This window comes from Arenicella xantha (assembly GCF_003315245.1).
Lineage (GTDB): Bacteria > Pseudomonadota > Gammaproteobacteria > Arenicellales > Arenicellaceae > Arenicella > Arenicella xantha.
This window is the reverse complement of record NZ_QNRT01000002.1, coordinates 791,475-814,405: the sequence shown is the minus strand read 5'-3', so window position 1 is coordinate 814,405 and position 22,931 is coordinate 791,475. Positions and strand designations below refer to the sequence as shown.

Genomic DNA, 22,931 nt, shown 5'->3' with positions numbered 1-22,931 from the left:
AAGCGTCGCTAGGTGGAGTGGTAGCTAGTATTCTTGAGTTGCGAGTAAGAATCAAATACCTTAGCCGTAAGCGCTGGTATAGCGCGGTAATCATTCACATCTTATTGAGCGCAAGCAGTATGAAATTTATATAACTCACGATTAAACTGCTAGCGATCTTGGTTGTGTTGCTTGGCATTGTGCTTAGCGGACTGGTGCTTATGCGTGACGACTATGAGCAGTTTGCGGCTTTGGAGTTGTCGGCATCAGTCGTTGAGAGGGGCGACGTTACGGTGCAATACATGGGGAATACCAACCTGTTGATCTCAGACGGCCGCAGCGCAATTATGCTTGATGCATGGTTTAGTCGGCCCACGGCGATGCAAGTCCTCGCTGGCGAAATCGAACCGGATATGCAAGCAATTAGTCATGCGTTGCAACGCAGCGAGCTGAGGCAACTTGATGTGATTATTCCGGTGCACAGTCATTTTGATCACGCAATGGATGCGCCAGAAGTGGCAAAACGCACTGGCGCGGTATTGTTGGGCTCGGAGTCAACGGCTAATATCGCGCGCGGTTGGGGGCTGGATGAAGCCCAAATTTAGGTAGCTAAAAATAATACTGTTTACCAATTTGGCGCATTCTCTGTTACCTTGATACCGAGCGATCATTATCAGTTTCCCAATGCCAAGTTGCGCGCTGCCGCATTAAGCGACACGCTGATAGAGCAACCTCTGGTGCCGCCAGCTAAAGCGCTTGACTACAAAATGGGTGGTGCCTACTCCGTGTTGATTTCGCATTATAAGGGCGATATTTTGGTACAAGGCAGCGCCGGATTCGTGCCGAATGCACTAGATAATATTCAGGCAGATGTGTTGTTTCTCGGGGTTGGTGGTGTTGCCGGTCAAACTGACCCGTATCAGCAAGCGTATTGGCAGCACATTGTTACCGCGACTCAGCCCAAGCAAGTTTTTCCAATCCACTTCGATAGTCTGACTGATGCTCTTGAAGAAAAGCCAATTATGCCCAATCTATTAGTTTCTAAGGTGTTAAAAACTGAGGCGGCTGGAGGTATTCAGTACGCACGGTCTCGCGCAGAAAAGCACAATATACAATTTAATTTGTTACCGATGTGGACTAACGTGGTGCTGTTTCATTAGGCTTCGGTAGAACTGAAATCTTATTGTGATTGAATTCTTCTAAACACCTGATTTTGCAAGGTGCTGAGTGACTGCTTGGCCGCGCATCGATAGAACCAACTTGGTACTCAATTGTGATGGCAATGTGTAAGTAGCCGTCTATCTAGCGTACACTTCGTCTATCAAAATAATGTTTTCTATGACTCGTTCCATGATTAATCAAAATAGTGAAAGCTCTCAATTAGCCCGTAAGTCATCGTCATTTTCTGGTTCTGGAATGGCTGATCTGACTGCCGCCGTCGACAATCCTCCTAAATGGTTGCACGAGGCGATGCAGGTGCCGCGCGAAGAAGGTTTCGTAACGGTTGACGGCTGTGATATCCGGTATTTCCGATGGGGCGACCGTACTAAACCGAGCATCATTATGCTGCATGGGTTCTTGGCGCATTCACGTTGCTGGGCGTTTATTGCACCGTTTTTAGCCGAGCACTATCATGTGGTGGCCTACGATATGTCTGGCATGGGCGACTCGGGTAAGCGTGACGCGTATCCGATAGAGGTTCGGATTGACGAATTGCTTGGAGTTACCGAGCAAACTGGTTTGTTTGGACACGAGTCTAAGCCAACCATTATCGCGCACTCCTATGGTGGACAGGTCGCGGTATCGGCTGTGCATGAACACCCAGATAAATTCGCGGGCATGATAATTTGCGACTTGATGATTATGCGCCCGAGCGTGTTGGAAGCGAATGCCGAGAAGTTTAAACCGCCTGGCAATCAGAATGCTAGTAGACCGAATCGCGTTTACCCTGATTACCCAACGGCTAAAGGTCGATTCGTGTTAGCGCCGCCGCAGAAAGTAGAAGTCCCTGAATTATTTGATTTTATGGCATTTCATTCATTGCGCGAGGTAGATGGCGGCTGGCAATGGAAATTTGATCCGGGCGTGTTTCGACGTGAACCAGGCTTTGAAACTAAATGGGCCAAGACCGGCGAGCGCGTGGTGTCTGCTCCTGGCCGTAAGGCGGTGATATATGGTAAAAAGAGTTATTTATTTAATGATGATTCAGCAGCCTATTTGACTGAGTTGATCGATGAATTGGAGCAAATGCCGTTTCCGATCATCGACATTCCAGATGCTCGACACCATTTAATGTTGGATCAACCAATCGCATTGCTTACTGCATTGAAAACCGTGTTGGCGGTGTGGAAATAGTCACCGACAGTTTGTTGATCGCATGGATTTAATATGAAAACGCCTAAACGGCTGTTGCCGTTGATCGAAGATGGGCTTATTGATGACGTAATCGGTCAATTAATGAGTGGTAAAGAAGCCACGGTGTACATGGTGCGCTGCGGTACTGAAGTGCGTTGTGCAAAAGTCTACAAGGAAGCTGCGCAACGTAGTTTTAAGAAAGCTGTGCAATACCAAGAAGGGCGTAAGGTTCGTAATAGCCGACGCGCTCGCGCTATGGAAAAAGGCTCGAAGTTCGGGCGCGACCAGCAAGAAGAGATTTGGCAAAGTGCCGAAGTCGATGCGCTTTATAAACTCGCCCAAGCTGGCGTTCGTGTACCCGAGCCCTATGGTTGCTTTAGTGGCGTGTTGCTAATGGAACTGATTACCGATGAAGATGGCTACGTAGCACCACGTTTGAACGACGTAGAGCTAAGCCCCGAACGAGCGCGACGCGATCATGCCATTGTTATGCGCGACGTGGTTCGGATGTTGTGTGCTGGTGTGATTCACGGAGATCTGTCGGAGTTTAATGTGCTGGTAGATGAGCACGGTCCAGTGATTATCGATTTACCGCAGGCGGTGGACGCGTCGGCTAACAATAATGCTAAGTCCATGCTCGAGCGAGACGTTCGAAATATGACGCAGTATTACGGTCAGTTTGCACCAGAATTGTTGAAGGTTCAGTATGCCAAGGAGATCTGGACGTTGTTTGAGAATGGTGATTTAACGCCTGATACCCAGCTCACGGGGCTAGTGCAAGAAGATACGCAGCCAGCGAATGTGGATGCAGTGATGCTCGAGATTAAAGCGGCCTTGGAAGAACAAGAAGAACTTGAGCAACGTCTGCGTGCCGCTCGCGAGGGTTGAGTAATCTGGGTTGAGTATGCTCATTTGCTAGCTCCGGTAAGTCTCATGACGCTTGCAATTCACATTCCTAAGTATGCATTGCTATAGTCAAGCTCTTGACATTGGTGGCTTTTGAGAGACTAATGTCATATTTCGAGGCGCTAGTTTAGTCGTGAACTCACGAAATGCATGTGCCTTGCACTGAATTCACTTGTATCACGGTCGCGCTGTCCGCACACTAGCAACAGAACTTACTCTCCGAGCAATTTTACCTTTATGTGGTTACACGCTTCTTGCCAGCTCGACTTAGATATACCGACCCCGACACCGTTTTTACTCATGTTGCGTCCGCGCAATGGCGAGCAGCAAGCAATCGCTTGCGAGCAATATAGTTACTCGCCTGAGGTGGAGGCGAATGAATTTGTGGATCCGTTCGGTAATTTTTGTCAGCGCCTGGTTTCGCCCGCTGGCCACTTCAGAATCAGCACGTCAGTTACCGCAGAGGTCGCGGCTTGTGCTGATGTGGCTTTCGGTGCACGCTTTGTGGAGATCAAAAATTTGCCGATTGAAGTGTTACCGTTTTTACTGCCGAGTCGATTTTGTGAATCTGATCGGTTCTCGCAAGCCGCGGCGGATATTGTTACTGGTCAGTCTGCTGGGTATGATCAGTGTGTGGCTATCGTTCGCTATATTCAGCAAACGGTTGCTTACACACCAGGGCAGGGGCAGGAACTTATTAGTGCCGCTGAGGTTAACCAGCGTCCGAATGGAGTTTGTCGAGATATGGCGCACCTCGGCATCGCCTTGTGTCGAGCGCTATCGATTCCTGCGCGAATGGTCGTTGGCTACCTCGAAGGCTTGCAGCCGATGGATTTACACGCGTGGTTCGAAGCATTCGTAGGCGATCGTTGGTATACATTTGATGCTACTCAATTCGACCCTTTGGGTGGTCGGATTGCCATCGCTTATGGTCGTGACGCCGCTGATGTGGCGATCTTTACTCAATTCGGCAACGCAGTTGACCTCCGTGACATGCAAATCCGCGTGGAAGCTGTGAACGACCCTTTTCTTGACTAGCCCTCTTGCATCGGCTTTAACCGTTTATCGGTTCGCGCTATGCTTAAGCGCTAAACCACTCGTGTTGCTAGGTATTGATTGTGCTCTGACTAATTCAAGTGAGGCGCAGTTGCCAAGTCTTAAGCGCAACCGACGTTTATTCAACAACCTAAATGTTAGCTTATACCTGCTTCGGTCAACGACGATCGCAAGCCTGTTGTTATCGCAACGATAGCTCGATTTTTAATTTAGATAACTCATCCTACTAATTCTCATGACCATACGTGTTGCTCTACACCATAAAACGACTTATGAATTTGACCGTCCGGTTGATATTGCACCGCATATATTGCGTCTCAGGCCGGCACCGCACTCGCGAACCCCTATTTTGGCCTATTCGCTCACGGTGCTACCAGACGAACATTTTATTAACTGGCAGCAAGACCCCTTTGGTAATTTCCAAGCGCGACTGATGTTTCCAAAACGTGCTACTACGTTGTCGTTTGAGGTCGAGTTAATTGCTGATATGACGGCCTACAATCCGTTTGATTTTTTTGTAGAGGATTATGCACAGACCTTTCCGTTTGAATACGATGCGCAGACTCGTAAAGAACTACACGCCTATTTGAAAAAAGCCCGCATGACCAAATCAATGCGATCTTGGTTAGATACGGTGCCGACAGAGCCGATGCCGATCAACGACTTTTTAGTGATGTTGAATCAACGCTTAGAAAGCGAAATCGACTACTCCTTGCGCTTTGAGCCAGGTGTACAAACACCTCACGAAACATTGACGAGTAAAGTGGGCTCGTGCCGCGACACGGCTTGGTTGCTGGTGCAAATTTTGCGTAACCTCGGTTTAGCGGCGCGCTTCGCTTCAGGGTACTTAGTGCAATTAGCGCCGGATATCGAATCGCTTGAAGGTCCCAGCGGTCCAGCAGAAGATTTTACTGACCTACATGCTTGGTGTGAGGTCTATCTTCCGGGCGCGGGTTGGGTTGGGCTTGATCCAACCTCAGGTTTGTTCACTAGTGAGGGCCATATACCGCTGGCGTGCACGCCAGAGCCCATTTCCGCTGCGCCGATTACCGGCGCCACCGGTAAGTGCGAGGTTGAATTCTCCTACAGCAACGTGGTTACGCGCATCTTGGAAGATCCTCGGGTGACCAAGCCTTACACCGAAGATCAATGGCAAAGCATATTGGCCTTGGGTAATTTAGTAGAACAAGACCTAGTCGACAACGACGTACGGCTGACCATGGGCGGCGAGCCTACTTTTGTGTCAATTGATGATATGGAGTCAGGTCAGTGGAACACTGAGGCGTTAGGCCAAGATAAGCTCGATCTGGCTAAAAAATTGCTGTTGCGACTGCGCGACCGCTTTGCGCCGAATGGCTTGCTACATTATGGGCAAGGCAAATGGTACCCTGGCGAAGAAGTGCCGCGTTGGGCCTTGGGTTGCTTTTGGCGCAAGGATCAGCAGCCGATTTGGCATAATGCTGAATTGCTCGGGCGCATAGATAAAGACTATGGTTTCACGATTGATCACGCACAAAAATTTGCTTCGGCCTTGGCAAAACGCTCAGGAGTCGGCGAACAGTTTGTCAACCCAGCGTTTGAAGATGCGTTGTATTATATTTGGCGCGAAGAAAGTTTGCCGGCCGGTATTGACCCGTACAGCGCGAAAGCTAAAGATGGTTTAGAGCGTGCTCGTATCGCCCGTATACTGCGTCAAGGCGTTGATGCCGAAGCCGGCTATGTGTTGCCAATAAAGTGGGACGAGCAAGCGGCAACCTGGACTAGTTCTAAATGGAAGTTGCGCGCTGAGCGCGTGGTGCTGATTCCTGGTGATTCGCCAATGGGGTTGCGCTTACCACTCAATTCATTACAAACTCCCGATGATAATGAACGAGAGCCTGAGCGTGATCCGTTTGAGCAGCGTGAACCACTGGCGCATTTAACCGCGCCAAGTGATGGCTCCAGTAATAATGTGATATCAAGTGTTGTAGCTCGAGACCCCGTGACAACGAGTCATAAGCAAAAAACCAGCCCCAAGCAAAAAACCAGCCCCAAGCAAAAAACCATCGCGCCAATTCGGACTTCTTTGTGCATCGAACCGCGTGACGGCAAAGTCTATGTTTTTATGCCTCCACTTGAGCAGTTGGAGCACTACCTTGAGTTAATTAACTTAATTGAACACACGGCGAATCAACTTGCGGTGCCGGTAATTATTGAAGGCTATGAACCGCCCAAAGATGCACGGATTGAAAAGTTGTTGGTTACGCCTGATCCTGGCGTGATCGAGGTAAATATTAACCCCGCAAATAACTGGCAGGAACTGGTTGAGAACACTACTGTCCTGTATGAAGAGGCGCGTTTAACTCGGCTAGCGACTGAAAAATTCATGCACGATGGTCGTCATACTGGAACCGGTGGTGGCAATCACATTACCCTAGGCGGGGCTTCCCCGAGTGATTCGCCGCTACTACGTCGTCCCGACTTAGTTCGGAGTTTGGTGACGTATTGGCAGCATCATCCAGGTTTGTCGTATTTGTTTTCAGGCATGTTTATTGGGCCAACTAGTCAATCGCCGCGCGTTGATGAAGGGCGTGATGAAATGCTTTATGAGCTAGAAATCGCGTTTCAACAGATGCCCGATGGCGATGTCGAGCAACCGTGGTTGGTCGACCGTTTATTGCGTAATTTGTTGATTGATATCACTGGTAATACCCATCGCGCCGAATTTTGCATCGATAAGCTCTACGCGCCAGGCACCAGTAGTGGTCGCCAGGGCATTCTCGAGTTTCGAGGTTTTGAAATGCCTCCGCATTCACGTATGGCGTTAGTCCAAACCTTATTGTTACGAGCGTTAGTTGCACGCTTCTGGAACCAACCCTATAAAAAGCCGTTAGTGCGCTGGGGAACTCAGTTACATGATCGTTTCTTGATGCCGCACTATGTCTGGAGCGATATTAAAGACGTAGTGCAGGACTTAAACGATCATGGCTATCCGTTTGATCTGGAGTGGCTAGCCCCGTTTGAAGAGTTTAGGTTTCCGCATTACGGACGTCTGCAAGTAGGCGACATCAAACTTGGTTTACGTTGGGCGGTAGAACCGTGGCATGTGTTAGGTGAGGAAATTGGTAGTTTTGGCACGGCGCGCTATGTGGACTCATCAGTAGAGCGACTGCAAGTCAAAGTTGATGGTCTCACTGATGGCCGGCATATCGTGGTGTGCAATGGTCGACGTTTACCATTGCAAAGTACAGGTCGGCAGGGTCAGTATGTGGCATCGGTGCGTTACCGCGCATGGCAGCCGCCCTCGGCCTTGCATCCTACAATTGGCGTTCATGCGCCGTTAGTGTTTGATATTATCGATACATGGAACGGCAAAGCGATTGGTGGTTGCTCTTATCATGTCACGCATCCTGGTGGTCGTAGCTACGACACTTATCCGCTAAACGCATTGGAGGCGGAATCACGTCGAGTCAATCGTTTTTGGGATTTTGGACATACACCTGGTAGTGTGCCGGCCACAGACTCGCAGGGTTTGTTGCGCGAGTTTTTTGAGCATTATTACGAGCCTAAACCAATGGCGCCGCCGTTAGAGGAGTCGCCCGACGAGTATCCCCATATGCTTGATTTGCGCAAGCAGCAAATCATCGGCAGTTGATTAGCTTGGCGACTTTACTGTTTTTACACGTATATTAAATGAATACGATACCCCAGCGTTTGACTGACTATAAAGTGCCCGATGCGCGCATCGATGAAGCATTTCAGGCAGATGGCAACTTGAAGGCCGATTGGCGCTATCTGCTCGACAGTATGGCAACGCTTGGTGTCGGTGAAATACGTGAACGCCAGCATAAAGCCGCTCGAATACTGCGAGAAGATGGTGCTAGCTATAATACTTACGCATCGAGTTCGCGACATCAGGCATGGGGACTCGATCTATTGCCGCTGCTGATTCCCAGCGCTGAATGGGTTGAGATTGAAGCCGGTTTGCAAGAGAGAGCTGAGTTGTTCAATCTTATTTTCAGCGACCTTTACGGTAAGCGTGAGATTATTTCGCGCAGCCTATTGCCGCCAGAATTAGTGTTCGGACACCAAAGCTTTTTGCGTTCTTGCCAAGGCTTAAGCTTACCTGGTGACAACCAAATCATTGTTCATGGCGTTGACATGATTCGCCGCGACAATGGTCGTATGTGCATTAGTTCTGACCGTTTGCAAGCGCCAAGTGGCTTAGGGTATGCACTGGAAAATCGCAATGTTATGGGGCGCGTACTCCCTAGCTTGCTGCGCGAGAATCAAGTGCATCGGCTCACCAGTTTTTTCCAGGTGTTGCGGCAAAAGCTAATCAGCCTAGCGCCGCAAGTAGACTCGCCTAGAATCGTAGTGTTAACGCCTGGGCCTTATAATGAAACGTATTTTGAACACGCGTTTCTGGCTAATTATTTGGGCTTCAGTCTCGTTCAGAGTGGCGACCTAGTAGTACGCAACGGATATGTGTGGATGCGAACCCTAAAGGGGCTGACGCGCGTGGACGTCATTTTGCGTCGTGTTGATGAATTGTATTGTGACCCTGTTGAGTTACGCCCAGATTCCAAACTTGGCTTGCCTGGACTGTTACAGGTTGCACGCGCTGGCAACGTGGCTATTGCTAACCCGCTTGGCTCAGGTTTTATGGAAAACCCAGTTTTGTATCGATTTCTACCTGACATAAGCAAACACTTTCTTGGCCGCCCATTACGGCTTGAGTCGGCTAAAACGTGGTGGTGTGGTGACCAAGATGATTATCAGTTTGTGCTTGCCAATCTTGACGACTTGGTGGTCAAGTCGGTAGCACGTGGTATTGGGCTAAATAGTAAAGTCGTGTCTGAGTTGAGTGACCAGCAAGTCAACGAACTAACAGGCCTGATAAAATCGCAGCCGCAGAATTACGTGGCTCAGGAGAAATTAACCCCCTCGCATGTGCCCACGTTAGATCAGCAAGAAGTGGTGAGTCGCCCCATTATTTTGCGTAGTTTCGCGGTGGCTTCTGAAGACGCCTCTTACCGAGTATTGCCCGGTGGATTAACTCGAGTTGGGGCAACTGAATCGGCGACCACTATTGCCAATCATCTCGGTTCGTTCAGTAAGGATACTTGGGTTACCGCATCGGAACCCGAGAAACACGAAATTTTGTCGGCACAATTAGGTGTGGTTAGTGGCTACACAGAAGGCGCGGAGTTGCCGAGCCGCGTGGTTGAGAATTTGTTCTGGATGGGGAGATATATGGAGCGAGCTGAAACTAGCTTGCGCTATGTTAGAACTCTATTTATCCAGCTCAATGGTGTGCAGTCATTACCACAAACCTGCCGAGCGACAATGCTGAAAGCGGCTACACACATTACCTCAACGTACCCAGGTTTCGTCAATAATTCGGAGCTGCTTAATAATCCTAATTCGGAGTTGCTGAGTATTTTGCTCGACCAGAATCGAATTGGTAGTGTCGCTCACAGTGTAACGGCGCTAATAGCCTGCGCGGAACAACTGCCGGGACTATTGTCATCTGATAGCCAACGTATTATTAACCAAATCACCGACGAGCTTGACATGCTAGCAAGTGATTTAAGTGGCGATTTTTTGAGTGCTCCGGAAGAACCGTTAGGGCCACTACTATCAAATTTGTTGGCGCTTGCGGGTATTGTAAACGAAAGTATGATACGTGACACCGGTTGGTTATTCGTGGAGTTAGGTCGCCGTATGGAGCGTGCGTCGCAAACCGCGAGTCTACTGCGTGCCTTGTTGTTTTCTCGCCTAGGTGATTTTCAAGAATCGATCACTCTTGAGACTTTGGGTATGAGCGTTGAGTCGCTAATTTCGTATCGCAGGCGTTTTGGCGGTGCGCTGAAAACCAACTATATGTTGGAATTGGTCTTAATGGACGCTAGTAATCCGCGCTCAATCGAATACCAACTGAAGAGCATCGTCAATACAATCTACGCGTTGCCGCGAGAGCGACGTACCACCGAATTGAGTGCGCAGCTACGTTTTGTAATGGAAGCGCAGAGCAAAGTTCAGTTGAGCAAAATTAGTCAACTTAGCATCGCTGATGCGGTCTCAGAATCACGCATGGAATTAGATCAATTATGCGGTCAGATACATAAGCTGTTAGGCGATGCATATAATGCGCTAAGCGTTGAGTACTTTACCCAAGCCGCCGGCCCGCAACAGTTGGTCGAGTACGTTGGTAACCTAAACTAATGCGTTATAGCATAAGACATGTCACGCGTTACCAATATCCTGTAGCGGTAACCCAAGCAATGAATCTGGGTTATTTGATTCCGCGTACCACCGCTCGTCAGCAGTGTTTAAGTAACCAGGTGAGCGTGAGCCCGCAAGTTGCTACGTCGATGACGCGAGAGGATTATTTCGGTAATCAAGCATTTCACTTTACCGTGGAGAACTCACATCAGACTCTCGAGGTGGTAGCCACGAGCCAAGTTGATGTGCGCGCGGCAGCTGACTGGCCAAGTTTGAATATCGGTAGCACCTGTGCACAGGTGCGTGACCGCCTAGCCAGCTCAAAAGAACTTGAAACACTGTTGGCACGCGAATATGTTCTAGCATCACCGATGATTGCGTTTGATCAACAGTTGGCAGATTTTGCGACACCATTCCTCGATGATGACCGGCCATTCTTGTCGTCGGTGCGAGAGCTAAGTGCGCACATATACGATCAGTTCAGCTTTGACCCTGGATTCTCTGGCGTCAGTACCCCGGTGAGTGAGGTGTTCAAACACCGCAAGGGGGTCTGTCAAGACTTTGCCCACTTGGCAATCGCCTGCTTACGTTCTTTGGGCTATCCCGCGCGCTACGTGTCAGGCTATCTCGAAACGCTACCTCCGCCGGGGCAAACCAAGTTGGTTGGTTCTGATGCCACGCATGCGTGGTTTGAAGTGTATTCGCCGGGCGAGGGTTGGTTCGAGTTTGACCCAACCAATAACTCGATTCCAGGTGAACAACATATCGTTACTGCTTGGGGCCGTGATTACACTGACGTGACACCGCTAAAAGGTGTGGTGTTCGGTGGTGGTCGAGGCCATAGCCTTAGCGTGTCAGTGGATGTGAATCGCGTTTAGAGTTGAGACTGCTCGCTCGGCTTGCTAAAAATATTTTACACTCTAAAATTCCGTAGCACCTCACGAATGCTATCTAGAACTGTCTTAACTGTAGGATGGTCGGTTTCAATTTCTACCACCAAATTACGAATTCGATCGTTTAGATCGGAATACTGATCAAATGCTTCTGGGTTTAACGCTTGTTTTTCGAGTGAGCCAATAATCTCATCTAAATGTTGTTGATACTCAGAATCAACCATGCCTGAGCCGCGGTGCTGTTCTTTTAGTTGTTCCAGTAAATCATGCAGTTGTTTACCACTCATAGGTACCTCACTAGTTGTAAATTTCGACAATCTTGAATGGTTACTATACCGTGTTCTAAGCAACCTTGGTTTCAATATTACGGTGAAGAATCCATTAACTGGGGCGCTAACTGATACGCGGCATATAAACAGTCACACTGCGCATCTGCTTGGCTTAAGTCTTGGTGCATTGAGAAACGATTGGGTATAGCAATGCAAATAAGGCCCGCTGCTTTAGCTGACATTACACCAGCGGCAGTGTCTTCAAAGGCTACTCCGCGTGCGGGTTCGACCTGAAGTCTTTCACAAGCAAGTAGATAAACATCTGGCGCAGGCTTGCCGAGTGTTACCTCGGAGCGAGTCGCGGTTGTTGTAAAGTAATGCGCCAATTGATGAGCGCTCATGCTGCGTTCAATGTCTGCACGTTCAGCACCAGTGGCGATGGCCATTGGGTAACCAGCGGCACTGGCGGCTTGCAATGTTTTGAGAACCGTCGGCATCAGTGGGCTCGGTGTTGCTAATGACCGAGTAGTAAATAGGGATTGCTTTATTGCGCACAATTGAGCGGGTTCGAGCGACAATGAATATGTCTCTATAAACACCTCCGCATTGCGTAGCGTGGGAATGCCATTGTGATCACGGATGTACTCTTGTTCACTGACGATTACATCATATTCAGCCATCACCTCGCGCCAACATTCAAAGTGCAACAGCTCGCTGTCTACCAGGGTTCCATCGTGATCAAAAATAAGCGCAGGGGTTTTCATGGTGCGTGCGTGGTGAATTAGCTGTTTACTGACGTTGTTAGAGAATACTTAGCCTGGTAACGCTTGGCAAATATCAAAACTGAAGCAGCTGTGCTGCAACTCGCCGTGACAAAGGATATCTCGCTTAATTTGAGTCTTCTAAGTTGTGCAGAAAACGGCTCACTGAAGACTCATGTACTCGGTCTAATTGCCTTTGTTAAATGGTGTTGTATCTAATCAATTTGTAAGCGGGTTTTTGCAGCGCGCTGTGCTAGACTGCGCGACCGTTTTCACCGGTGACAACCGGAGTTGTTAGGCTAATTAGGAATGTCGATTGTCTGAGATGTGCCTTGTTGTGAATAAGGTTTTTATTTTTAACTAATTGAAAATATTAACAATTATTCCTAATTCGAAAACGCATTACGTCTGAAATATAAAAACAGCGGCGGAGCTAAATCCGCCCATTAACCTGAGATAAAATAATCTATGTGGTTTAAAAATCTACGCATATACCGCCTTAATGATAGTGTCAAACATACACCTGAAGAACTTAACGAAGCACTTGCCCAATTTGAATTTACACCGTGCGGCAACCTAGAACCTGTTAAGTATGGTTGGACCCAACCACTTGGCCGTGATGGTAGCGAATATGTGCATGCCGCCAACGGCTACATAATGATTTGTATGAAGCGTCAGGAGAAGGTATTGCCTGGGGCTATTGTAAAAGAAACACTTGACGAAAAAGTTGCGGAGATCGCCGAACGTGAAGCGCGCTCTGTCGGACGCGCCGAAAAACAATCTTTGAAAGAAGAGATTATCTTTTCATTGATGCCGGCTGCGTTAGTAAAGTCTTCATATGATTTTGCTTATATCGACACCAAGAATCAGTTGCTTGTGGTTGATACCAGTTCGGCAAATCGAGCAGAGGAACTACTTAGCGCATTGCGTGAGGCAATCGGCACGCTCAAGACTGTTCCGCTAACGCCGGTAAACACTCCTCGTGCAGTGCTTACTGACTGGTTGACCGGTGGTGAGATTCCAGCCGATATTGAAGTGGGCGAAGAGTGTGAACTTACTTCACTGGAGGACGGCCGCAGCGTTAAGTTTAAACATCAGGACTTATGGATTGATGAAGTCAGCCGACATATCGATTCGGGCCTGCAGGTAGCTAAGCTAGTGGTTAACTGGAAAGACAGTATTGAGTGCATTATTGATGATCAATTCTGCTTTAAGCGTATTCGCTATGGTAACGAGATAACCGAACAAGCGGACAATCACAGCGGTGGCTCAGCGGCAGATCAATTTGATATTGAGTTCTCGGTTATGGCTCTCGAATTGTCTGCGTTTATCAGCGCGATGAGTGAAGCATTTGGTGGTGTCGACGATAACGCTTAATTTCTAAACTCGATTGATCCACTCGAAGCTTGCTAGCTTGCGGTCAGTGGACTTTAACACTTCGCTTTACATGGATTAATACGAAGCGAAGTGTTTAGTGTTCGGCGTAACTACAGCTTATCTCGATTTAATTCATTTACTGCAGCGGCAATGGTTTGCGTATTGAACCGGCCGATTAAATTGAGAAACACAGCGTTGTCGTGCGAGCTGAGCATAATCGACAGACCGTCAATTTGTTCATCGTTCCCAGTGTGCATCACCACGACATGCTCATCTTCATCTCGAATTGTCGCCAGCGTTTGCCAATTCTTTTGCTTCAATGCCGCGACGGATTCAGCAATAGCTTGATCAAATGCTGGGCGGTTATGACCAATTTCATAAACCCGCAGCTGCACACCTTCTAGGTCTTTTAATACGCGCTGGAAAATCCGTTCTGGCAGTTCATGTTGTTGCTCTGAACTCGCAATGAATTTCTCCACCAACCAACGAACTGGCGCGACGCCGCCAGGCCCAATATTGAGAGAGATTGAAGCGTTAACTGAGTGTCCTTGTGGGCTCGCCAGCTTGGCATAACCTGGTTTGGACTTAACGCCACTCGATGCATATAGGTATCCTGCACCGCTAATCAACAACAGTGAAGCAAGCACGATTAAACTAATTTTTAAGGCTTTCATAGGCTTGATAGATAGTGGTTGTGTGAATCGTTGGCTTAGTTAATTTCAATGTCGAGTTTTTCGGTAACCTTGGCGATATTGTCAGGGTCGATCTCTCCAACGATATTTATAAACACCGCTTCTCCACCGTCTTTTTCAGGAGACACCACCATCACCACGACGCCATCAATCACGTTGAGCGTCGATTTACTAAAGATTCTTACCTTTTGGTTCTCTTCATTGTTATTCACCGTTACTAGCGTTTCCCAGTTGTCGGTTTTGAGTTCACCGCTCACTCGGTCGATTGTTGAGTTGGCTTTTTCAAGTTCACCATTTAAGTTGTATACACGCACTTTGATCGATTCGAGGTTTGCCAAGATATTAGCCACTTCTGGGTCTTCTTCTTCGTCAGCAAAGCTGCCGATGATTTTCATGAGACTAGCGCTTAGATTGATTTCGACCTTCGGCTCTCCGTAAAAGGAAGACAAATCAGCAAAATCGATTTGACCTTGTGCAATGGCATAAGCTGGGTTGCTTAGTAGTAATGCAATAAAGCCTAGTACTAGGTGTCGTTTTAAAGTTTTCATAATGTCCTCTCTAATTAAAGTTAATCGTGCCGCTTACAAGCTGCGGTTGGGTGTCAATGCTTTAGGCTCACGCGCTTCCAAATAGGGCGTGAGGGTGTTGGTTTCGGTGCTCAACGCGGGTTCTACCCAGGGCTGAGCTCTCTCCATTTGTCTAGTCTTGGTGCTGGCTTCCTTGGTTATAGTGTCATTCAGAGAATCAAGCACCTGAGCTCGGGCAATCCGGTTGGCCTCGCCTAAGTAGTGTAGGGCTGTGGCTAAATCAGCCTGAGCTTGCTCAAGGTGCTTTAGTGTCTGTTGTTGTTGATAAAACTGAAATCCCAGCATGCTAATCATCAAGGTTGCGGCGATGCTGCCTAGCGTGGGCCAGCTCACCAACAAGCTGGGTTTAAAACTTCTGCTGTTTGCCCGATATGTTTCCATTGGTGCTGCGTCAGCAATGGCATAAAGTTTGTCGCTCAGACCGTCTGGCACCTCAATCAGAGGGAACCCTTCCTCCGACGTTTGGGTGGCATCAGCGCGAGCAGTGAATAACGTGTCTAAATAATCTGTTTCCTGATGTTTCATAGTTCGATGCCTTGCAAAAAGCCACGCAATTGCCTGCGGCCACGGTGTATGTAAACTTTGGCTTGGTTTTCATTGAGGTTAAGGGTTCGGGCCACGTCTTTAATTGAGCGTTGTTGTAAGTCAGCTAGGATGATTAGTGAGCGATACGGCTCTTTTAATTTTTTGATGGCTCGACCTAGCCATGAATTCATTTGCTTGCTCATGAGCTCAGTAACCGGCTTGCTGTGTGAACTTTGGTTTTCAAACTCATCAAGCTCTTGGGTCGTTGTTGGTTTGCGTCGACGTAATTTGTCGATGCAGAGATTACGTACCACGTGCAGTAACCATGCTTTGGCTGACTCGGAAGTAAATTCTTTGCCTGGGCGTGGTTTATTTAGTGCCGCCCAAAAGCGCTCATAAGTTTCCTGCGTGGCATCTTCAGCGTCGGCTTTATTCGCCAAGATAAACATCGCCTGCGAATAGACTAATTGCTGGTGCTGATCAACCATTGTTAGAAACAAGCGTTTCATTGAGAATGTGGTCCGATGAGTGTTTTTGTTGCCGTTCAGTTAGTAATACGTTCGAGCGGAGGAAAGGTTACAAAAATTGTTTGCTTTATCGTTTTTTGTGAAACAAGAGGCCGGACGATTGAGCTGACTAGCGTTAAGACTGTATAGCGAGTTGTCAAAATGCGGGCCGGCTGGGTATCCGGGTTTATTTACCAACCCTTAGATTGATATGACCAGCCGGTCGCAATGGAACTAAGTGAACTAAACGGGGTAGGGCTCGTCGGACATTACTTTCACCAAGCCATTAACAACTCGGTAAAGTACCCAAAGCCAAGTGACACACCAGATTAGATAGCCGATGCCAACCACGGCTAACAAGGCGCCGATGATGGTCCAGAATAAACTCCACCAAAATACCCGTGTGGTGTTAACTAAATGACTGTGGTAAATCGTGCCGTAGGCACCTTTCTTTTGGATCATCGCCCACACTGCGCCAAACAAGAGTGGAATGGCCGTAAACAATCCGATCGCTAGTAGAATATAGGCAACCAAAGCATGGCCTTTATACTCGCTGCTGCTGGTAGTGGTAGAAGTAGTTGTTGCTAGTGCGCTCATGGAATTGCCCTCTCTTTGCGTTAAAGTTAAGTAGTCCTGTTATTAACTTAGATACGAGATTTGCGGTTTTGGATTCAACTTTCGGAGGGGCGTTGTTTTTTGAGTTGTTGAATCCGTCAGTGAGCAACGTTATTTTCACGGGCGAACACAACGCATTGTTATCCATGCCGCTGAAGTCTAGGGTATATAAATGGGCATCAGACTCGCCGCACTCGACCAGCTTGTTTCGCTCTTAAGTGGCCATTTGGCCCTTTTACTTACTTCTGTGCTCGCTGCTACACTGGAGTTTCTATGCTGATTTGAGCGTTATTCACCGAGATAGAGTTCACGCAGTCAGCTCTAAACTATCATCGGCATCAAGCTATTCGATACCCAATACAGCTAGCATGAATGACGTTCGTTGACTGAAGTGCTTCTCTGAGTCGAATCAGTTGAAGTTGGCAACGCTCGTGACTATCAGTTAACCGAAGGCGTAATACATGAATCTAGATAAACACGGTAATACAAGAAATATTAGACGCTTTAAAAAGACGCTTTTGGCATTGGCTATTCCATTTGCAGCGTCGACTGGGCATGCAGCAATATTCGTGGTTAACAGTGACGTCGATAGTGCTGCTGGCTGCACACTCCGAGAGGCGGTTCAAACCGCGAATGCGAATATGAATCTTGATAATGGGTGTGGTGTTGGTTCTGCGGCCGGTGTCGATACGATCGAATTTTCGGTGAGTAGCGTTAAGTTGGCAAATGGCGAACTCACGATAACTGATGATGTATACATCAATCCGTCCGCTAATGATGTAACGATAGACGCCGCTAACACTTCTCGTATTTTCAATATTGTTGATGCTAAGGTTACGTTGAGTCATCTAACGCTTACCGGTGGTGATGGTTCGGATGGTGGGTTACCTAAGGACTATGATGATGGTGGTGCGATCTACGTTAATAGAGGAAACTTAATACTGCAGAACACTGTTTTGTACGGTAATACTGCAGTGTATGGTAGCGGAGGGGCTATCGCGGCACGCGCGGATTTACTGACAATCAATGATTCTCAGATTCATAATAATACGGCCGTCTCGGGCGGCGGTATCTCTGATCGGAGTGATCACTTAATTATTTCAGATTCGCAGGTCACCTCCAATACAGCAACCATGTATGACGCCGGTGGTATTTTTGTTGGGTCAGACACGGCGACAATCACTGGGGCTACCATTTCAGGTAATTCAGCGAAGACTAGCGGGGGCGGATTGAGTTTGAGTGGGACATCTGCGTCGATTTCGAATTCTAGCGTTAGCAACAACTATCTTGCGGGTATTAGCGATGATGGTAGCTTTTTTGGCGGTAGAGGCGGTGGCCTAGAAGTAAGCTCATCTTCTCTCAGTATTGTCCGTTCTCAGATTAGCCTTAATACAGCAACCGGTAGCGGTGGTGGTATTTATACGATTGCCAGTGATGTTAGCGTACAAGATTCTTCAATTTCAAGTAATAGGGCTCAGGCGCTTGGCGAAGTCTCGACCGCAATTGGTGGCGGCGGCATCTACATTACTATGCGCAGTTCGTCGTTCGCCAGTGCTAATAGCCAGATTACTCTGCATGGGTCAACCATAGCTAATAACGTTAGCGGCCATGATGGAGGGGGCATTTTGAATGCTCCGCAAGCAGGCAATGGAGAAACTATAATCGATATACTGAATTCAACGATCTCAAATAATAGTGCTGCGAATTTGGGCGGAGGTGTTCACCAAATTAATGAAAGTGAGATTATCTCCTATGGCAGCACCCTAAGTGAAAATACCAGTGTGTTTGGAGCCGGTGGCATTTCCGCAAATGGTAGCGACTCTTTTGTTTCGCTTAGCAACACCATTGTGGCTGGTAATCGTTCTGAATTTTCGAGCTCGGAAATACGTTTAGATGGTGGTTCTATTTTTACGCTGGAGGTAGGTCACAATGTCTTAGGCCGCGCTAAATTTACTACCGCAGAGTCATTTTCAGGAGTGCCGATTACGGGTGACAATATCTTCGCGACGAGCGATGGCAATAATCCGCAGATACTTAACCAAATAATATCGCCGCTTAGTAACAACGGTGGCCCTACCCGAACTCATGCGCTCCCCATAGGTAGTATTGCTATAGATAATGGAGACGCGTTTATCTGTGACCTTTACTTTTCTGGCGCTGATCAACGCGGACCCAACAACCGGCAAGACAGCCATTGCGACATCGGCTCGGTGGAATATTTTATCGAAGACGATGCATGCTTTGTCGTGCCCACGGCCAACGCCAAGCTGGTTACCTTCTGTCTCTAACTTATTCCCAATTAGCGCGGCATGTTGCAGAGCACGATTATGGATGCACATAAAAAATGTCGTTTTTCATGCGCGTCACTCCTATGTATCAGTCGTCTTGTATTGTTGTGAAGTAGTTGTAGTTGCTTTGAATTCTCACTCGTTAGCGATACAAGTAGCTCCAACCTGTCTGCGTGGAAATAACTGATTTAGAAAGGTTGTCAGCGACTTCCAATCCTCATCCATTTTGTTTGCTTGCTCTTGCGTGAGTACCGCGCCAAAATTTTGTTTTCTTTGTTCTTCGACGTGTGTGTAATGAATAGCGGTCAACTCAACGCCGCTAGTATTTTCGTACGCCTGATGCATATTCTGAATATTAATCAGTGAATCATCGACAAAGGTAATTGCATCAAACATTGGCGATTCATTCGATAGTTTTGACACTTTTGAAATGAGATGCTTGAGCATTTTTCCTTTATCCATTCCGGAAGTCATCATAATTCCGTTCATGTAACTGATTTCGCGCTGAAGCTGTTCTCTATAAACGACGGTTGTTTTTCCATGCTCGGTTATCGCCGTTTTTGAAAGATCAATACCTTTGTTGAGAAGCTCTCTCTCGGTCGCCGCCCGATATCTTGGACTTCGAGACGTTAATGCGATGACATAGTTGCCATTGTTTTGCCACGTAGAAATTATGTTAGGTATGTTGTCTTCGGTTAGTACTAATGGGTTAAGTTCATACAGCAAGCCGATTGCATCTTCGAACAAACAGTCGACTTTTTGAGTCTCGGTAGGAATGATTTCCAGGCTGCTTCTTTGCCACTGATACCAAATGTCACTGCCGAGATCTATGTTGCTAGTCAGTATCGTATTGTCAATATCGAGTACCACCAGTACTCGATCGGTTCGGTGATTCTGGTTGGTGCTGGCAATCTCGGAAGCAATGTCAGAAAAAGAATTTGAGTTAATGACTCTGACCGGTGTTACGACTGATCGATTGAGTTTTTGACCGCTTGAAACACATCCCGATAACAAAGCTATCCAGATGAGTCCTAGCCAAATTCTAGTTGAGTATGGTTTATGCATATTGTTTTTTTACCGGCAGAGCGCTGTGCGATTATTGCGCTAGCATACCGAAACAAAGCAAGGCTAACCACGTTTAGAGTCGAAGCGGAATTGGCTGACAGTTTGGCACTCATACAAAACTTGCTGGCTGTTTTTGGTCGGGCTTGGGGCTAAAGTCGAAAGTATCCTCGTTATGAACCCATACTATGCGTCGGCGCTCGCTGGTTACTTGTTCAATTGAAAATATGTATTATGCCCCTATATACAAGGTTACAAGTTACTGAAACTGCTGAGGGTAAATGGAAATAGCGTTGGGGTTTGTAGTTGTTTTAGTTTGTTTTATTACATGGATGTACAACCGTTTGGTGCGCGCTAGAAACTATGCGTTAGATGCATGGAGTGGCATTGGAGTTCAGCTTACCAAGCGGCATGATCTTATTCCGTTGTTGGCTAATGTAGTCAAGTCGTATGCCAAGCATGAAACCGATTTATTGGTTAGGACCACCGAACTGCGTGCGCCAAACATTAGTGACGATACGCAAAAGACCGAGCAGCGTGAGCAGTCATTTGGCAAGCAATTAAATCAAATTGTGGTGCTGGCTGAGGATTACCCCGAGATTAAGGCCGATCAGAATTTTCAGCGCCTGCAGGACAACTTGGTTGCGGTAGAGGGGGACATTGAGAGCGCGCGGCGTTATTACAACGGCGCAGTGCGTGATCTAAATGTGTTAGTTGAGTCGTTTCCATCAAATTTGATTGCTCGGCAGTTCTCGTTTGAGAGCCGTAAGTTTTTCGAGCTAGAGTTACCAGCGATGCGAGCGACGCCGTTGATCAAACTATCTTAAGGAGGATTTTATATGAGTCGATTTGGCTGGGTTAGTCATTCCAAAAGAAGCATTAAGAACTGGATGTTGCTTATTGCTTTGTTGTTATTGCCGCTTTCCGTGGCGCAGGCCGACGAGGCGATTCTCGATTTTCACAGTGATATCACGGTTAACCGGGATGGCAGCTTTAATGTGGTCGAACGAATTACCGTGAACGCCGAGGGTCTAAATATAAAACGCGGTGTGTATCGCGATTTGCCAACTTCCTACGATCATCCGAAATACGGCAAGTTTGGATTTAAGTCTAAAGCGCCGATTGAGGTACATAGCTTGCTACGCAATGGTGACCACGAGCCGTACCATGTGCAGGCGCTAAATAACGGGATACGTATTTTCTTTGGAAGCAAGCAGCGCTATTTGGAACACGGTGAACACACCTATACTTTGAGTTACACGGCTGAACGCCAAGTCGCGGTCAATGACGGTATTGCGCAATTGTATTGGAATGTAACTGGTAACGGCTGGGGTTTTCGAATCGAGCAGGCTAGTGCACAGGTAACTTTACCCGACAACGCCAGCATTCACCAACAGGAAGTTTATACCGGTTATCAAGGTTCATCAGCTAGCGATGCGCAGTTTGCTTTAGCTGATAATCGCGATTTGAAGGTGGCCGCCACCAGTCAGTTGAGAGCTGGCCAAGGCATGACGATTAGAGTGCGGTTCGATGCGGCAAATATTGCCATTCCGCAAGCGTCTGAGTTGGCGGCTTTGTATAGTGATAATAAGTTATGGTTCTGGGGTGCTAGTTTGCTCGTGCTGATGGGAGTGATGTTTCTTTGCTGTTGGCATTTGATTGGTCGAGACCCTAGGCGCGGAATTATCATTGCGCAGTATCGGCCGGTGAAAGAGTTATCCGCTGCTGCGCATCGCGCAGTGTTTCGGAATCGAGTGGATGATACGTCGTTTTCGGTTGGGGTATTAAGTGCTGCTATCAAAGGCTGGCTTACCATTAGCAAGCCAAGAAGAGATACGTTCAGATTAACGTCTACTGACAAGCCTGATTCTGAGTCCGACGCGACTAACAGAATCGAACGTAAGCCACTTTCGCCAAGCGAAGAGCTATTGGTTAAAGGCTTATTTGATGGTCGCGATTCAGTCACTTTGGATGGCGTGTACGACAGTCGTTTAAAGAAGCTTAAGGAACGTTACGATGTGTTTCTAATGTCGGAATTTGCTGACAAGTCACATCAGAACCACGTATGGCCATTAGTAATCGGCGGACTAATCGGTCTTGCCGGCCTGTTGCTAATGGCGACGGTGGGCTTGACTGGTAAGGATAGTTTAATCGGCATCATGCTGGTAGTTGCGATTGTCGTAGCCTTTATTTCAATCATGGTGGTGCGTAGAAAAGATTGGCCGTTTGGTTATTCGCTCGCTACCATTAGCTTAGCGGTGGCTGCGATCAATTTTTACTACGCCAATACATTGATGGCGCTGGGGTTTGTCGTTTTTGGAGTATTGCTTGGGCTGTTTAGTTATCTGATGCCAGCACCGAAACAGGCCGCAGTTGGCACGCTAGATCAAATCGAAGGTTTTCGCTTGTATTTATCAAAAGCTGAGCACGAAAGCTTGAAGCGATTAGACCTCCCTGAAAAAACACCACAGCTTTATGAAGAGCTATTGCCGTTTGCCATTGCGCTTGATTTAGAAACAGAATGGTCCGGTCAGTTTACCGATGTGTTGGCCGCTGCGAATTGGGATTCAGATAAGCACTCGCAGCGCTCAGCTTGGTATGCCGGTGGCAGTGGCTCGTCTATGGGGTCGTTTGCACCTGCTATCGCGGCCGGTTTAGCCAGCAGTGTGGTCGCGGCTTCGACTCCGCCGAGTTCTTCGTCTTCGTCTGGTGGTGGCTTTTCCGGAGGCGGCGGAGGCGGTGGTGGTGGCGGTGGCTGGTAGTCGTTCAGTAGCAGCAAGATGCCGCTTAGGTGTGCCTAATTATAAGGAGCTCCTTATAAGGAGCTCCTAAGCAGCGAATTGGGCAAGCAGC

The 22,931-nt window shown here is 47.7% G+C and carries 21 protein-coding genes; 13 read left to right on the top strand and 8 right to left on the bottom strand.

Translation table 11 applies throughout. From position 1 onward, the window contains the following. The first annotated feature begins 200 nt into the window (after positions 1-200). The 8 genes from DFR28_RS09310 (at position 201) to DFR28_RS09275 (ending at position 11,381) form a co-directional block, all read left to right on the top strand. Positions 201-584 carry an MBL fold metallo-hydrolase gene (locus DFR28_RS09310; protein WP_147250982.1) on the top strand — a complete coding sequence of 128 codons (384 nt, stop codon included), beginning with the start codon at positions 201-203 and terminating at the stop codon, positions 582-584. A 48-nt stretch (positions 585-632) separates the two neighbouring features. After that, positions 633-1,139, top strand: a complete 507-nt coding sequence (locus DFR28_RS09305; RefSeq protein ID WP_147250981.1) for a hypothetical protein — start codon at positions 633-635, stop codon at positions 1,137-1,139. 190 nt (positions 1,140-1,329) lie between these two features. Further along, positions 1,330-2,334 carry an alpha/beta fold hydrolase gene (locus tag DFR28_RS09300; protein ID WP_211316940.1) on the top strand — a complete coding sequence of 335 codons (1,005 nt, stop codon included), beginning with the start codon at positions 1,330-1,332 and terminating at the stop codon, positions 2,332-2,334. Between the two features lie 33 nt (positions 2,335-2,367). Continuing rightward, positions 2,368-3,222 (top strand): PA4780 family RIO1-like protein kinase, encoded by an 855-nt coding sequence (locus DFR28_RS09295; RefSeq protein ID WP_113954052.1) that lies wholly within the window; start codon positions 2,368-2,370, stop codon positions 3,220-3,222. Positions 3,223-3,477: 255 nt separating this feature from the next. Further along, positions 3,478-4,278: a transglutaminase domain-containing protein gene (locus tag DFR28_RS09290; protein ID WP_113954051.1), complete on the top strand. Its 801-nt coding sequence runs from the start codon at positions 3,478-3,480 to the stop codon at positions 4,276-4,278. Positions 4,279-4,531: 253 nt separating this feature from the next. Beyond that, positions 4,532-7,930 carry a transglutaminase family protein gene (locus DFR28_RS09285; RefSeq protein WP_113954050.1) on the top strand — a complete coding sequence of 1,133 codons (3,399 nt, stop codon included), beginning with the start codon at positions 4,532-4,534 and terminating at the stop codon, positions 7,928-7,930. A 38-nt stretch (positions 7,931-7,968) separates the two neighbouring features. Next, positions 7,969-10,503 carry a circularly permuted type 2 ATP-grasp protein gene (locus DFR28_RS09280; RefSeq protein WP_113954049.1) on the top strand — a complete coding sequence of 845 codons (2,535 nt, stop codon included), beginning with the start codon at positions 7,969-7,971 and terminating at the stop codon, positions 10,501-10,503. Beyond that, a complete protein-coding gene (locus DFR28_RS09275) occupies positions 10,503-11,381 on the top strand; it encodes a transglutaminase family protein (RefSeq protein WP_113954048.1) in 879 nt (292 codons plus the stop codon). Before DFR28_RS09280 ends, DFR28_RS09275 begins: the two co-directional genes overlap by 1 nt. A gap of 35 nt (positions 11,382-11,416) precedes the next feature. On the opposite strand, the gene DFR28_RS09270 is transcribed toward DFR28_RS09275, so the two are convergent. Together DFR28_RS09270 and DFR28_RS09265 are read right to left on the bottom strand one after the other, a co-directional pair. Further along, complete coding sequence (locus DFR28_RS09270) at positions 11,417-11,683, bottom strand: DUF4404 family protein (protein ID WP_113954047.1); 267 nt, start codon at positions 11,681-11,683, stop codon at positions 11,417-11,419. A 77-nt stretch (positions 11,684-11,760) separates the two neighbouring features. Then, positions 11,761-12,429 carry an HAD family hydrolase gene (locus DFR28_RS09265; protein ID WP_113954046.1) on the bottom strand — a complete coding sequence of 223 codons (669 nt, stop codon included), beginning with the start codon at positions 12,427-12,429 and terminating at the stop codon, positions 11,761-11,763. Positions 12,430-12,894: 465 nt separating this feature from the next. On the opposite strand from DFR28_RS09265, the gene rdgC reads away from it, so the two are divergent. Next, positions 12,895-13,803 carry a recombination-associated protein RdgC gene (gene rdgC / locus DFR28_RS09260; RefSeq protein WP_113954045.1) on the top strand — a complete coding sequence of 303 codons (909 nt, stop codon included), beginning with the start codon at positions 12,895-12,897 and terminating at the stop codon, positions 13,801-13,803. 110 nt (positions 13,804-13,913) lie between these two features. Here rdgC and DFR28_RS09255 read toward each other — a convergent pair whose 3' ends face one another. The 5 genes from DFR28_RS09255 to DFR28_RS09235 form a co-directional block, all read right to left on the bottom strand. Further along, on the bottom strand, positions 13,914-14,477 hold the full coding sequence (locus tag DFR28_RS09255; protein WP_113954044.1) for a DUF4252 domain-containing protein: 564 nt from the start codon (positions 14,475-14,477) through the stop codon (positions 13,914-13,916). A gap of 35 nt (positions 14,478-14,512) precedes the next feature. Beyond that, positions 14,513-15,043 carry a DUF4252 domain-containing protein gene (locus tag DFR28_RS09250; RefSeq protein WP_113954043.1) on the bottom strand — a complete coding sequence of 177 codons (531 nt, stop codon included), beginning with the start codon at positions 15,041-15,043 and terminating at the stop codon, positions 14,513-14,515. Between the two features lie 33 nt (positions 15,044-15,076). Further along, complete coding sequence (locus DFR28_RS09245) at positions 15,077-15,607, bottom strand: hypothetical protein (RefSeq protein ID WP_113954042.1); 531 nt, start codon at positions 15,605-15,607, stop codon at positions 15,077-15,079. Continuing rightward, complete coding sequence (locus DFR28_RS09240; RefSeq protein ID WP_113954041.1) at positions 15,604-16,116, bottom strand: RNA polymerase sigma factor; 513 nt, start codon at positions 16,114-16,116, stop codon at positions 15,604-15,606. The genes DFR28_RS09245 and DFR28_RS09240 overlap by 4 nt, the downstream gene beginning before the upstream one ends. A 240-nt stretch (positions 16,117-16,356) precedes the next feature. Further along, complete coding sequence (locus tag DFR28_RS09235; RefSeq protein ID WP_113954040.1) at positions 16,357-16,710, bottom strand: DUF4870 family protein; 354 nt, start codon at positions 16,708-16,710, stop codon at positions 16,357-16,359. Positions 16,711-17,189: 479 nt separating this feature from the next. Here DFR28_RS09235 and DFR28_RS09230 point away from each other — a divergent pair, with 479 nt between their 5' ends. Then, the gene (locus DFR28_RS09230) at positions 17,190-19,016 is read left to right on the top strand and encodes a choice-of-anchor Q domain-containing protein (RefSeq protein ID WP_113954039.1); all 1,827 of its coding nucleotides are present in this window, start codon (positions 17,190-17,192) and stop codon (positions 19,014-19,016) included. Between the two features lie 135 nt (positions 19,017-19,151). On the opposite strand, the gene DFR28_RS09225 is transcribed toward DFR28_RS09230, so the two are convergent. Beyond that, on the bottom strand, positions 19,152-20,081 hold the full coding sequence (locus DFR28_RS09225; RefSeq protein ID WP_113954038.1) for a DUF2608 domain-containing protein: 930 nt from the start codon (positions 20,079-20,081) through the stop codon (positions 19,152-19,154). Between DFR28_RS09225 and DFR28_RS19695 the strand changes: the two genes are divergently transcribed. From DFR28_RS19695 to DFR28_RS09215, 3 genes are all read left to right on the top strand, one after another. Beyond that, positions 20,076-20,234, top strand: coding sequence for a hypothetical protein (locus DFR28_RS19695; RefSeq protein ID WP_170132044.1), 159 nt, complete (start codon positions 20,076-20,078; stop codon positions 20,232-20,234). The two genes, DFR28_RS09225 and DFR28_RS19695, sit on opposite strands and share 6 nt — an antisense overlap. Before the next feature lie 125 nt (positions 20,235-20,359). Continuing rightward, a complete protein-coding gene (locus DFR28_RS09220; RefSeq protein WP_113954037.1) occupies positions 20,360-20,905 on the top strand; it encodes a LemA family protein in 546 nt (181 codons plus the stop codon). A 12-nt stretch (positions 20,906-20,917) separates the two neighbouring features. Then, positions 20,918-22,840 (top strand): DUF2207 domain-containing protein, encoded by a 1,923-nt coding sequence (locus DFR28_RS09215; protein ID WP_113954036.1) that lies wholly within the window; start codon positions 20,918-20,920, stop codon positions 22,838-22,840. The last annotated feature ends 91 nt before the right edge of the window (positions 22,841-22,931 follow it).